Annotated in this window: 8 protein-coding genes; 2 read left to right on the top strand and 6 right to left on the bottom strand. The window is 70.5% G+C overall.

The window, feature by feature from the left end:
• Positions 1-6: 6 nt before the first annotated feature.
• The 6 genes from A176_RS24510 to mglB form a co-directional block, all read right to left on the bottom strand.
• A complete protein-coding gene (locus A176_RS24510) occupies positions 7-1455 on the bottom strand; it encodes a tetratricopeptide repeat protein (RefSeq protein WP_002637265.1) in 1449 nt (482 codons plus the stop codon).
• Entirely contained in the window at positions 1452-4793 is a 3342-nt protein-coding gene (locus A176_RS24505; RefSeq protein WP_193409877.1) for a tetratricopeptide repeat protein, read from the bottom strand. Before A176_RS24505 ends, A176_RS24510 begins: the two co-directional genes overlap by 4 nt.
• Complete coding sequence (locus A176_RS24500; RefSeq protein WP_002637267.1) at positions 4793-7228, bottom strand: coiled-coil domain-containing protein; 2436 nt, start codon at positions 7226-7228, stop codon at positions 4793-4795. Before A176_RS24500 ends, A176_RS24505 begins: the two co-directional genes overlap by 1 nt.
• An 11-nt stretch (positions 7229-7239) precedes the next feature.
• Positions 7240-7944 carry a hypothetical protein gene (locus tag A176_RS24495; protein ID WP_002637268.1) on the bottom strand — a complete coding sequence of 235 codons (705 nt, stop codon included), beginning with the start codon at positions 7942-7944 and terminating at the stop codon, positions 7240-7242.
• A gap of 121 nt (positions 7945-8065) precedes the next feature.
• Positions 8066-8653 (bottom strand): gliding-motility regulator Ras-like GTPase MglA, encoded by a 588-nt coding sequence (gene mglA, locus A176_RS24490; RefSeq protein ID WP_002637269.1) that lies wholly within the window; start codon positions 8651-8653, stop codon positions 8066-8068.
• Positions 8654-8664: 11 nt separating this feature from the next.
• The gene (gene mglB, locus A176_RS24485; protein ID WP_002637270.1) at positions 8665-9144 is read right to left on the bottom strand and encodes a gliding-motility regulator GTPase-activating protein MglB; all 480 of its coding nucleotides are present in this window, start codon (positions 9142-9144) and stop codon (positions 8665-8667) included.
• A gap of 328 nt (positions 9145-9472) precedes the next feature.
• Here mglB and A176_RS24480 point away from each other — a divergent pair, with 328 nt between their 5' ends.
• The gene (locus A176_RS24480; protein ID WP_002637271.1) at positions 9473-10981 is read left to right on the top strand and encodes an MSCRAMM family protein; all 1509 of its coding nucleotides are present in this window, start codon (positions 9473-9475) and stop codon (positions 10979-10981) included.
• Positions 10978-12927 carry a FecR family protein gene (locus A176_RS24475; RefSeq protein WP_002637272.1) on the top strand — a complete coding sequence of 650 codons (1950 nt, stop codon included), beginning with the start codon at positions 10978-10980 and terminating at the stop codon, positions 12925-12927. Before A176_RS24480 ends, A176_RS24475 begins: the two co-directional genes overlap by 4 nt.
• Positions 12928-12929: the final 2 nt, after the last annotated feature.

The raw sequence follows: 12929 nt of genomic DNA, 5'->3' as shown, positions 1-12929 counted from the left end.
GCGGGTCTACTGTGAGTCCGTGGTGAGTCTATCCGAGCCGGCGGGCACCGGGGCATCCGGCGCGTCGCTGGGAGGCGCCGCCGGGGCGGAGGTGGTGGAAGGTGAGGCGTCAGGCGTCGCGATGCGCGTGTCCGGCGCAGGCTTGGACACCTCGGGGGCGGGCGATGTTCCCTCGGGCGGCGTCGCCGCGGCGGCTTTCTGCTCCTCCGCGGCCTTGCGGAGCTGGTCCTTCTGTTCGCGCTCCAGCCGCCGCTCCTCGCGGTCGATGAGCTTGCGCGCGTCCTTCACGTACTGGGCGATGCGGTCGTCGCGGCCCCCACGCGCCTGGTAGTTGTCGAAGTGGGAGAGCGCCGTCTTGTACCGCTTCAGCGTCTCCATCCCCGGCGGCTCCACGTCGAGGTAGAGGATGGCCAGGTTGAAGTAGGCGTCCGCCGCCGTGGGCCGCAGCAGGAGGACCTGCTCGTACTCGGCGCGGGCCCGCGCGAAGTCGCCCGTGCCCCGGTAGGCATTGCCCAGGTTGAGGCGGGCGGAGGCGAAGTCCGGCGCGGCGCGCACCGCGGCCTCCAGCTCCGTGACGGCGGCGGCGTAGTCCTGCGCCTCGTTGAGCAGCGCGCCGAAGTTGTTGCGCGCCTCCGCGAAGTCCGGCCGCAGCAGCGAGGCCTCCTTGAAGGCCTCCATCGCCTGGGGGCGCGCGTCGAGCGCGAGGTACACCAGCCCCAGCGCGTTGTGCGTGGCCCCGTCCTTCGCGTCGATGGCGCGGGCGTTCTCCAGCACCATGCGCGCCAGCTCGTGTTTGCCCTCGCGGTAGTAGACCTGTGCCAGCACCTGCATCGCGCGCACGTGCCGCTCGTCGCCCTTGAGCGCCAGCTTGGCCTCTGCCGCGGCGGCGGCGGGGTCCTTCGACTGGAGCAGGGTGATGGCCAGTGCCGTGCGCAGCGTCACCGAGTCCGGCTGGGACGTCAGCCGCTCGCGCAGCTCCGCCTCCAGCTTCGCGGCGCGGCCCGTGCGGCCATACAGGCGCGTCAGGCAGTCCCAGGCGGACTGTTGCTCGGGGGCGGCCTCCAGGGCCTTGCGGTAGGAGCGCTCGGCCTCGGCGGGCTTGCCCAGCCGCTCCTGGACGATGCCCAGGTTCGTCCACGCGTAGTCGAGCTTCGGATCCAGTTCGACGAGCGTGCGCAGCGCCGCCTCGGCCGCGGTCAGCTCACCCCGGCGCGCAATCTCCACCGCGTGGGCGAAGTCCTGCTCGGTGCCCCGAGGATTGACAGGGGGCGCGGTGGCGGGCTCGGGCGCGGCCGTGTCGGGCTTCGCCGCGGCGGGGGCGCTGGCCGGTGGCTCCGTGGCGGCGGGGCTCGCGGCGTCGGGCCGGGGGGCCGTCGTGGCACACGCGGACAGCCAGAGGCCGGAGGTCAGCACCGCGGTGGTCAGCGCGCGGGTGCACGAAAGGCGAGGGCTCACTTCGTGCCCTCCCCGGAGAGGCGCGGGCCTTCTTGCGGCGTCACGCGCGCGGGCCCCGCGAGGCTGCCCACGAGCCCATCGGGGTAGGTGGCGTCCGAGGCGAAGGCCTGCTTGGGCTCCTTGAGCACCGGGTACTCCTTGGGCCGGAAGCGATTGAGGGACTCCAGCGTGCGGCGCGTCCACTCGTTGGTGAGGCGATTCTTCCGCGCCTCGGCCAGCGTCGCCGCGTAGCTCTCCACGGCCGCCTCCTCCAGCGAGGTGGTCTGCTGCACCAGCGCGTCCTGATAGAGGACCACCGCCTCCTCACCCATCCGCTTCACCTCGGCGGGGACGGGCGTTTCGATGATGGTGTTGGCGAAGCGCTCCAGCGCGTAGCCCCGGCGGTACAGGGCGGCCAGCGTCCACTCCAACTGCTTGTACGGGAAGACGCGCGCGTAGGCCGCGTTGACGGACTTCACGCCGTTGCGCTTGGCGGCGAAGCTGTTCTCCAGGGCCTTGCCCCGGCCGCCAATCTTCAGCTTGTCGAACTTCTGGAACTCGGCTTCGGCCAGTTGGAAGCGGCTGTACGCGGCGGCGTCCGCGGCCAGCGGGTGCGTGTCCGGCTGGAGCTTGCGCCGGTCGAACTCCGCGGCGGAGCGCTCCCAGGCGCGCTGGGCTTCGTTCGCGCTGCCCAGCTTCTGCTGGGCGTCGCCCATGCGCCGGTGCGCGTCCACCACCAGCTCCACCTGCGCGGGCCGCGAGGCGAACTTGCGCACGAACTCCTCGAGCGCGCGGACCTCGCCGCGTGGGTTGCCCTGCTTCTCGTAGATGATGGCGGCGCGGTACTGGTTCTTGGGCGCGTCCTCCGCCTTGGGGAACAGCTCCGTGTAGCGCATGAAGGCCGCGGCGGCCTCGGGGTAGCGCTGCTGACCTTCCAACAGGCGCGCGGCGTTGAAGAGCGCCGCCTCCCGGTCCTTGGACGCGGGGTAGTCCTTCACCAGCTTCTGGTAGCTGACGACGGCCTTGTCGAAGTCGTAGGAGTTCTCCGCGTTCACCGCCACGCGGAACAGCGCGCCACCCGCCAGCGGCGAGGCCGGGTATTCGCTGTAGATGCGCTCGTACAGCTTCAGCGCGGAGTCGAAGCGGCGGGTGTTCTCGTGCGCCACCGCGGCGTTGTTGAGCGCCTTGTCCGCGAACTCGTGGCGGGGGGCCTCGTCCACGAGTTGGGTGTACTTGGCCGCCGCTTCCTCGTACTGGGACTGGGCCATGAGCTGGTCGGCGAGCTTGAAGCGGCCGGCGAGCTTGAACTGCACCAACTGCTGGTGGAGCTCGCTCTTCGGGTCGATGACCTTGTCGTTGCTGGCCAGCCGCGCGCTGACCGCCTCCACGCTGCGCCAGTCCTCGTCGATGAGGTACGTCTCGATGGTGAGGTTGGTGGCGTAGCGGGCCACCTCGTGGCTCGGGTAGGCCTGGATGATGGCCTCGAAGCGCTTGCGAGCCTCCGGGAAGTCATCGTGCGTGTAGTACAGCTCCGCGGCCTGGTAGGCGATGCTGGGCGCCCGCTCGCCGGTGGGAAGCCGGGCCAGGTACGCGTCCGCCGCCGAAACGAGCTCCTGCTCGGTGGGCGCGAAGGGCCGGCGTGTCACGGCCTGGCCCTGGGGCCGCTCGGTGGATCGCAGGGCCTTGGACGCCGGCACCGTGCCCGCCTGGACGTCCTGGGCGAGCTGCTTCTGCCACGCGAGCACCGCGTTGAGCGTCGCGTCGGCGTGGTGCTTGTTGGACGGGTCGGAGTCTCGCACGTGCGCGTAGGCGCGCGCGGCGGCGGTGAACTGGAAGGCGTTGTAGAGGCACTCCGCGTAATAGAAGCGCAGGTCGCCCGCGCTCTTCGTCCGCGGGAAGCGCTCCAGGTAGGTGCCGTAGGCGCGGGCGGCGACCTCGAAGGCGCTCCGGGCCTGCTCGAACTTGCCCTCCTGCTTGAAGACCAGCGCCTGCTGATGGTGGTACGTGGCGCTGCCATACAGGCTGCGCTCGGCCAGCACGTTGGCGCGGTTGATGGCTTCCGAGTCGCCCTTGTTCTTCTCGTACCAGTCGCTGCCGGGCCGGTAGAGGTTGGCCAGGGCCTCCGACTCCGCGAAGGACACGGCCAGCATGCGGTCCCGCTCGTAGGCCTGGACGATGCGCTGCTGAATCCGCGGTGCGTCCCGCGAGTCCGGGTCCTTCTGCAGCACGCGCCGGTACGCCTCGACGGCCGCCGCGTGCTTCGTCTGGTCGAAGTAGACGTTGCCCAGGCGTTGGTACACCTCGCCCTCGTAGGGCTTGGGGCCGCGCTGGGCGAAGAGCGCCTCCGCCCGGGGCAGGCCGCCCCAGGCCTCGTCCGCCAGGGAGATGGCCACGTACTGGAGGGCCTCCTCGCGCAGGTCTCCGCCGGCCGTCTCGTCACCCTTCGCGGCGCGCTGGGCGTCGTAGAAGTCCACCAGCGTCAGGAAGGACGCCACCGCCGGATCGAAGCGGTCCATGCGGTAGTACGTCCAGCCCAGCTTGTAGAGCGCCTTGTCGTAGAGCGGGTGCGAGGTGTCGCGCGTGGCGGATTCATACGCATGGGCCGCCTTGGGGAGGGCCTGCCGGTCCTCGTAGTTGTCGAACCAGTACTCGCCGATGCGCACCCACGACTCGGTGGCGAAGCGGCTCTGGGGGTAGCGCGCGAGGAGCTGCTGGTACGCGTCGAGGCTGTCCTCGTACCGGTCCTGCTTCTCCAGGCAGTAGGCCAGCAGGTACCAGGCGCCGTCGTTGAGGCGGAAGTCCGGGAAGGTCGCCAGCAGCTTGCGGTACAGCGCGATGGACGGCCCGTAGTCCACGCGCGGCTCGGAGGGGAACTCCGCGTCCGGGTTCTTGTCGTGCGCCTCCAGCCGCTCCGCGTAGTCGCGCATCGCGAGCAGGTGGTCATCCGACGAGCGCTCGTAATACAGCTCCGCCAGCCGGAACATGACGTCTGGCGAGTAGCGCGGCTCGGTGGGGTACCGGCGGAGGAACGCCTCGAACCGGGCGATGGCGTCCAGGCGTTTGCGGCGCTCCTGGGCCTCCAAATCCTTGATGCGCTTCTCGTACGAGGACGCCAGCGCGCCGCGCTTCTGCTCGTAGCGGCGCTCCACCAGCTCCTGCACTTCGCGGTCGAACTCGCGCGCTTCCGACACGTACAACTCGAGCGCGCGGCTCACCTCCTGGAACAGCGCTTCCTCTTCGGCCGTGCGCCCCATGCCCTGGAGATAGGGGGAGGGCGGCGTCGCGGCCGGGGCCTCTTCGGCGGAGGCGGAGGCAGGGGCCCCCAGCAGGAGCAGGGCCGCGAGCAGGCGGGAGCGCATCACTCCTTCACCTCGGACAGGACGTCCTGGAAATCGGCGTCCAGCTCGCGCAGGGCTTCGTCCTTCTGCGTGGACAGCGTCTGGATGTCCGTCGTCTTGTCCTGCTTCTCGTTGAAGGCCACGTCCACCACGCCCACGTCCGCCTTGAGTTCCAGCTCGTAGAACTGCTGCCGCACACGGCGGATGCTGTCGTAGGCGATGCGGCCCACCAGGAAGCGGGCGTCACCGGACACCGCGGCGACCTCCGCTTCATAGCGTTCGAGCAGCTTCTGTTCGGCGACGACCTTCTCTCGGATGACGCGGCCTTGCGTCTCCAGCCGCTCGCGCACCACGGCCCGGGCCTTCGTCACGCGCCCGTGCATGCCGTCCATGCGCTGGCGCATCGCCTGGGCGCGCCGGAGCGTGACGAGGACGTCCGCGTCCGCCCGGGACTCCGCCTCGCGCAGCACCGCGCGTTCGCGCCGCAGGGAGTCCGCGTAGCTGACGCGGATGGCCTGCTCTCCGGCCAGCGTGGTGTCCACGGCGTTGCGCTCGTCCACCAGCTTCGCGCGCGTGGTGGCCAGCTCCGCCTGGAGGTCCGTGAGCGTCTGAATCTCCGCCTGCAATTGCAGGAGGAACTCGCGCTCCTCGTCCGGAGGCGTCTGCCGCTGCGGTCGCGAGTCATCCACCCACTGGCGGATGGACGCGCCGATGGCCTGGAGCGACTGGAGTTCGTAGGTGAGCCGGTGGGCCTCGCGGTCCACTTCGTCCACGCGTCGCTGCATGCGCTCGCGCCGGGCTTCCCACCCCTCCAGCGTGGTGGGCAGGGCGGTGAAGCGCCGCTCCAGCGGCTCACGCTCGTCGCGGAGCGCCTTCAGCCGCGCCCGTTCGCTGGGCGTGAGCACGCCGTCCAACGCGAGCGTCTCCACCCGCACCAGCTCCGCGTCCGCGTGGGTGATGGCGGTGTCGACGGCGTCCCCGCGCCGGTTGGCCTCCTGCAGCTCCGGGAAGGACTCCAGGGCCCGCGTGTCCAGGGCCTCCAGGATGCGCCGGGCGATGGCCGCCGCTTCGTCCCGTCCCCGCCGGCCGCTGTCGATGTCGTCGACCATCCGCACCGCGTCCGCGACCTCGCGCTGCGTGGTGGCGTACTTCAGCACCAGCGACGGCAGCAGCGAGTTCAGGTCCGGTGGGCCGTCGGTGCGCCCCAGCAGCCGGTCGAAGTACGCCACCGGGTCGCGGTTCGAACCCAGCAGCGTGTCCACCTGGTCCCGCGCGGGGCGGAAGGTGTCGATGACGTGGGTGTACGCGTCGGTCGCCTCGTCGTAGCGGCGAAGCTTCAGCAGCAGGTTGCCCTGGAGGAGCCGGCCCTCGGCGGCGAGCTGCGAGCCGGGCGCCACCAACATCAGGATGTCGAGCGCGTTCTTCGCCTGCTGGTAGTGGCCCTGCCGCACGTGGACCCACGCGGCTTCGTAGAGTGAATCCGGGAAGGATTCGCTGTCGCGGGGCACCTGTCCGTAGCGGTCCAGCGCTTCGTCGAAGCGGCCCGTCTCATAGAGCAGCCGCCCCAGCGACAGGAGCGCCAGCTCGCGCACGTGCCTGGCTTCTTCCTCGGGCGTCAGGGCGATGCGGCGGGGCCCTGTCTTGCCGGGAGCGGCCTGCGTCGCCTGCGCGGCGGGGGGCGTGGCGAGCTTCTGGAAGCGCGCGATGGCCGCGGGCAGGTCGCCTTCCTGCATGGAGAGGACGCCCAGGTGGTAGGCGGCCTGGAAGCGGAACGAACCCTGAGTGGCCTGCGCCAGCGGCATGAAGGCCGCGCGGGCCTGGGCGATGCGCTCGGAGGGAGACAGGTCCGTGCGGCGGAAGAGCCACTTCGCGTGGACGTACGCGACCTCCGGAGGCAGCCGTCCGCCGTGAAGCGTCCGGGCCTTCTCCACGGAGGCCTCGATGCCCTCGTAGTGGTTGAGGCGTCCAGCCACCGTCACGTAGCGCGACAGCGCCTCGCGGTAGCGGCGGGTGGAGGAGGGGAGGGCGAGCAGCTCGCGCAGGTACATGCGCGAGCCGATGTAGTTGCGCTGCTCGAGCAGAGAGTCCGCCAGGTAGAACAGCGCGTCCGGATAGCGCGGGTGCGCGCGGAAGCGCGGGTCGCTGACCAGGTCGTAGAAGAGGATGGACGCCGCGGGCCAGTCACCCAGTTGGTAATGGATTTCGCCGTCGGAGTAGCGCCGCGCGTGTGCTTCCGCTTCGCTGGGGTCGGCGCGCTGGATGTACTGCGTCTCCACGCCGTGGAGCGTCTCCTCCGCGCCGCGCAGCCCCTTCTCCACCGCGTCGAGCCGCGGCGCGAGGTCGCGCGAAGTCGGGCGAGGGGCGGGCGCTTGCGCCGGGGCGGGCTCGGCGGCGTCGACGGCCGCGGGCCCCATCAGGGCCGCCGCGAGGGCGAGGGCACGGAGTGAAGCAGTCACCGTGCGGTCCTCTACTGCCCAGGCGTGGTGCGGGTGACCGGAGGCGGCGCGGCGGGCGGAGCCTTGCTGCCCGACGCGCGTGCGGTGGAGACGTCGTAGCGCACGGCGGGGCGGTCCTTCAGGTCGGTGGTGATGCCGCCTTGCTCGAAGCCCACCACCTGCACGGTGGACGTCTTGCCGGGCTCCGCGTTGAACGTGTAGCTGGACTGCACCTTGAACTTGTAGCCCTCCAGGTAGCTGAAGACGCCGTAGCCATTGCCTCGGTAGACGAGGCGCACGGCGAGCTGGTGCTGCCCGGGGACGATTCGGCCGTTGAAGACCTCGAAGCGCTCGCGCTTGCCCAGGTCCGTGAGGCCCTCTTCATCCACCTGCGTGTAGATGGGCGCGCCGTCGAGCGCGTACGTCACGGACTCCAGTTCGAAGGAGCCGCCCATCTCGTTCTTGTGGACGATGACGGCGCGCGAGCCGGTGGAGACGTCCCCGCCGAGCACCGTCTCCTGCATCAGCAGCAGCCGCGCCTTGGAGCGGTAGACCTTCTCCTTCAGGTCCACGACGTTCTCCTCCAGCGTCTTCACGCGGGTGTTGAACGCCTCGTCCGCGGTCGCGGCCGTTTGTGCGGAGGAAGCCGCGGGTGCGGCGGGCTCCTGCGCGAGCGCCGGCCCATGGAAGGCGGCGCCCAGCAGGGCGAGGAGCGGGAGGGTTGCGGCGACACGCACTGTACGACCTCAGTGGGCAGACGGTCCGACCTGACGGCAAGGGAGGACATAGCACCCTTGCCCGTGGGCCGTCTTGCCACGCCATGGGCGGGGACCGAGGTCGCCCGCCTGAGCGCTTGCTTCAACCGCCCTTCTTGAGCTCCGTGAGGACGAGCTTGGCCACGGCCTTGAGCGTGTCGAACACGCCCACGCCGGTGGGAGCCACGGCCTGGTACTCCGGGATGTTGCGGGGGTTGAGCGCCTTGCGCATCTCCTCCACCGTCACCGCGTTGGGCAGGTCGCGCTTGTTGTACTGGATGACGTACGGAATCTTGTTCAGGTCGTAGCCCTGCTCCGCCAGGTTGATGCGGAGGTTCTCGAGCGACTCCATGTTCGCTTCCATGCGCTCGATCTGGCTGTCGGCCACGAACACCACGCCGTCCACACCCTTGAGGATGAGCTTGCGGCTGGCGTCGTAGAAGACCTGACCGGGCACCGTGTACAGGTGGAAGCGCGTCTTGAAGCCGCGAATCTCACCGAGCGACAGCGGCAGGAAGTCGAAGAAGAGCGTGCGGTCCGTCTCCGTGGAGAGGGAGATGAGCTTGCCCTTCGTCTCCGCGGCGGTCTTGTTGTAGATGTACTGAAGGTTGGTCGTCTTCCCGCAGAGCCCGGGCCCGTAATAGACAATCTTGCAGTTGATTTCGCGGGATGAGTAATTGATGAAGGACATGGCTTCCCGGGTTACTCGCTGAAGAGGTTGTCGATATCGTCGTCGGAGATCTCGGCGAAGGGCGACCCAGCTCCAGGACTGTCCGTCTTCTTCACCAGGCTCTCGAAGATCTTCGTGAGCTCGTCGCTGGCCTTCTTGATGCGAAGGCGGACGAGGCCGAGGCTGGTGCGGTTGTCGAAGATGACGACCAGCACGACCCGGCTGCCGACGATGGTCATGTACAGCGAGTCCTTGGCCCCCTCGTGGAACTGGTTGGGGAACTCGTTCTCCCCAATCAGCTTGGCCAGGCCACCCATCGCCGCCACGTTACCGGCCGTCAGCGAGGCCAGTGACGTCGTGTCGATGTTCTGCGTCTGACCCGCGGAGGAGATGAGCTGCCCGTTCTTGTCGACGAGGAAGACCACCTTCGCGTTCGCGTCCTTGGTAAGCCGGTCGCAAACGGCGTTGATCTTGGTGAACTCCTCTTCGTACATCACCAGTTGCGTGCCCATGGGCGTATGCGCTCCTCAGCGTTCGCTCACCCCGCCTCGCGTCGACGCTCCGATGTTTCTGGAGTGAATCCACGAGGTTAGACGAGGCGCTACCGACCGTCAGGATGCTTAGCAAAGCGTCTCCACTCCAGCAAGAAGCCATCCGCTTCCTGGAGGGACTTCCGTGCTGCTTCCCCGGTCCCCCGGCGGCTTTGGGGGGTAAAGGCCACGGATCGGCGGATCCATCTGAAACAGCCAGGACGCGGGGTTGGGGGCCTTCCCCGCTTTCTCTATACTCCGCCGCGTTTTGCCGCCCCCGCCTTCCCTGCGTACCCCTCCGGCGCGCCTGGTGCTGGTGCTCCTCGTGCTGCTCGCCGCACCCTCCGTCCTGGCGGAGGAGGTGGCCGAGCGCGCCTCGTTGCGCCTTCGTTATGGCGTGGCCCTGCGGGACGGGCGTCAGGCGGATGTAGGGCCCGGGCTCACCTATGAGGGGCTCACGCCGAACGACCTGTCGGCGGTGGGGACCGCGTGGCTGGGCACGTCCTGGTTCGGCGCCTGGGCGGGGGTGGAGCGGGAAGGCTTCGACCTGCGGGAGGGCGCGCTGCGGATCACGGGCGGCAGCCTGCTGAGGGCCTCGGTGGGCCCCCGGGCGCGCTTCTTCCTGGGGCCGGTGCGCGCGGAGGTGGGCGCCGGCTACGGCTTCGCGCAGCTTCCGCACTTCCATGATTCAGCGGAGCCGGTGCTGCTCCGAGGTGTGCGGCACGCGGCGGTGGTGAATGGCCGGGTGCGGGTGCCGCTGCCCCTGGGGTTGGGCCTGGAGGCGCGTGGCGAGCTGCCGGTGTCGCTGTCGGTACGGGACGCCTCGGGAGGCCGCGCGGAGGCGACGGGTTTCTCGGCGGGCGGGGCGTTGCTGGTGCCGCTGCGGCGCGCGGACTGGTGGACGGGCACGCTGGTGCTGGACTTCCAGCACGTGCAGGACGCGGTGACGTTGGCGGATGGGACGGAGTCCCGGCAGCGACTGCGGCGCCTGGGCGCGGCGCTGGAGCTGGCGTGGCATGACGGTGCGAGGGCATCGCGGCCCGCGGCGCCGCCGGTGCGGGTGGTGCCTGGGCGGATGCTGTTCCGGGTGCTGGATGCGAACACGGGCGCGCCGCTCCCGGGTGCTCGCGTGGCGCTGGGGGATGAAGAGCACGTGGCGGATGCGCAGGGGCGGGTGGACGTGGAGTCCCTGCCGCCCGGCGCGGTGTCCGCGCGCATCCGAGCGGAGGGCTACGCCGACACGGAGGCGACGGCCATGGTGGAGGCCGGGGCGCGCTCGGAGCTGGAGGTGCGGGCCAGCCCGTTGCCGCCGCCGACCGGCTCACTTCGGCTGACGGTGGTGAACGCGCGCACGGGCGTTCCGTTGCCCGGTGTCCCCGTGTCGGTGGGGGCCGTGGAAGTGCGCACGGACCTGACAGGGCAGGCGGAGGTCGCGTCGCTGCCGCCCGGGCCCGTGTCGGTGTCCGTGAAGGCCGCGGGCTTTCGGAAGGTGGAGGAGGCCGCGTTCATCGTCGCGGGGCAGGCGGCTTCGCTGTCGGTGCCGCTGGCGGAGGACCGCAAGGGCGTCCGGGCCACGTTGTCGGGCCAGGTCCGCAGCGTGCGCGGCGGTCAACCGCTGGTGGCGACGCTCCTCATCACGAAGGCCCGGGTTCGCGCGCGCACGGATGCGAAGGGCACCTTCAACGTCCAGGTGCGAGGTGGCACCTACCGCATCACCATCTCCGCGCGAGGGCATCAGTCCCAGACGAAGGTCGTCACCTTGCGCGATGGTGAGCGGAGCATCTTCAATGTCGACCTCTTCCCGAGGGGGAAACGGTGAGTCGTTGGTTCCTGGTCCTCCTGCTCGTGTTCGTTGGCTGTGACAAGGACGAGGAGGCGCCACGTCCCGCCGCCAGCGCGTCGGTGGACGCGGGCCTGGGGGAGGCGCTCGGGCGGCTGGAGGGGCTGAGCGGCGAGGTGCGCCTGGAGCGGGCGGGCAAGCAGGGGCCCGCCACGGAGGGCCCGCTCTATGGTGGTGACGCGCTGGAGACGTCCGCGGGCGGCGCCGCCACGGTGCGCTTTCCGGATGGCCGCTCGGTGGAGGTGGGGCCGGACGCGCGCTTCGCGCTGGGCGAGGACTCGGGCGGCATCGTGCTCCAGGTGGAACGGGGCATCCTGTTGTCGCGCGTGCCAGCCGAGGTGAAGCAGACGGGGCCGCGCTCGAAGGTGGCGCTGACCATCCGCACGCCGTTCGGCCTCACGCGCGTGGGCCCCGAGGAGCCCAGTGAGGTGCGCGTGCAGGTGGCGGAGGACTCGGGCCGCGTCGAAGTGCGGCTGGGCGCCATCGAGTTCATCGGACGGGATGGCAAGTCGGTGCGCGCCGCCGAGGGTGACTCGGTCGAGGCGAAGTCGGGCCGGACGGAGCTGGTGGCGAAGGGCGCGCGCGTCATGGAGTTGGCGCCCATCGCGGTGACCGTGCGCCTGGGCTCGGGGCGCGCGGAGGTGCGGGGGAAGGGCAGCGCTCGTTGGCGTCAGGTGGCGAAGCAGGGCGAGGCGCTGTCGCCTGGCGACAGTGTGCGCACGCGGCCTGGGGGCACGGCGGTGTTGGGGATGGCGGGCTCGGCTTCGGTGCTGACGTTGGGGTCGGACGCGGAGGTGGTGCTGACGTCCGCGGAGCAGGGCGGCACCACCGATGAGGCGCGGCTGGATTTGTTGAAGGGCTGGTTGGGGCTGCAGCTCGCGCGAGGCCGTACCAGCCGCCTGGTGTTGCCGGGATTGCAGGTGGAGGGCGGCGGCGAGGCGCGGCTGGCGGTACGGCGCACGGCCGCGGGGTATCTCGTGGACGCGCTGACGGGGCAGGTGACGCTGGTGCGAGGCGATGCGCGGCAGGCCCTGCGCGCGGGCGAGCGGGCCACGGTGGCCGCGGCGACGCGGGTGGCGCCGTTGGCGCAGGCGCCGCTCGCCTTGGGCGTCGTCGACGGCGCCGAGGTCTTCCACTCGGGGCTGCACGAAGTGGCGCTCACCTGGGAGGGGGAGGGCGAGGCCGAGGTGGAAGTGGCCGAGGACGCGGCCTTCACGCGCCGGGTGCTGTCCGGCACGGTGTTCCGCTCCTTCGTCAACGTGCCCGCGCCTTCCCGCGGCAGCCTGCACTGGCGTGTGCGCCGCAAGGACGGCACCCAGGTGACGGGACACGCGACGTTCGCGCCGGAGCGCGCGGTGCGCTCACTGGCGCGCGTGCGCAACGTGGTGCCCGAGGGCCCGGACAAGACGACCATCTACTACCAGGACAAGCCCCCGGCGGTGACGTTCACCTATGGCGCGGAAGAGAATGCCGCGCGCTACCGCGTGGCGGTGTACCGCGTGGGTGCGCTGGACTCGCCGGTGACGGAGCGCACCGTGACGGACACGCGGGCCGCGCTGGATGCGGGCGCGTTGGGCGAGGGCAGCTACCTCTGGTCCGTCACGCCGCTTTCCGCCACGGGTGCACAGCTCAAGGGAGGGCGGATGAACAAGCTGGAGCTGGTGTACGACAACTCCGTGCCGGAGCTCGTCGTGGCCGCACCGCGCAATGGGCAGGCTGGGGGAGCAAGGGTGCGAGCGTCGGGGGTTGCCCCGGTGGACGCCCGCCTGTCCATCAATGGACGCCCGGTGCCGCTGGATGGCAAACACCGGTTCAACACCTGGGTGGAGCCGGTGGGCTCGCCTCCCGTGTTGGTGTTTAAGATGACGCGTCCTGGTGCCCCGGCGGTCCATACGGTGCGCACCTTGAAACAGCGAGGGCCGTGAGG

It is taken from the genome of Myxococcus hansupus (assembly GCF_000280925.3).
GTDB classification, from domain to species: domain Bacteria; phylum Myxococcota; class Myxococcia; order Myxococcales; family Myxococcaceae; genus Myxococcus; species Myxococcus hansupus.
The sequence above is the reverse complement of the archived record's forward strand: the minus strand, read 5'-3'. Positions and strand labels throughout refer to the sequence as shown.

Bases quoted from the DNA above. Each gene is read 5' to 3' on its own strand.
- A176_RS24505 (WP_193409877.1), bottom strand. From the start codon at position 4,793: ATGCGCTCCCGCCTGCTCGCGGCCCTGCTCCTGCTGGGGGCCCCTGCC.
- mglA (WP_002637269.1), bottom strand. From the start codon at position 8,653: ATGTCCTTCATCAATTACTCATCCCGCGAAATCAACTGCAAGATTGTC.
- mglB (WP_002637270.1), bottom strand. From the start codon at position 9,144: ATGGGCACGCAACTGGTGATGTACGAAGAGGAGTTCACCAAGATCAAC.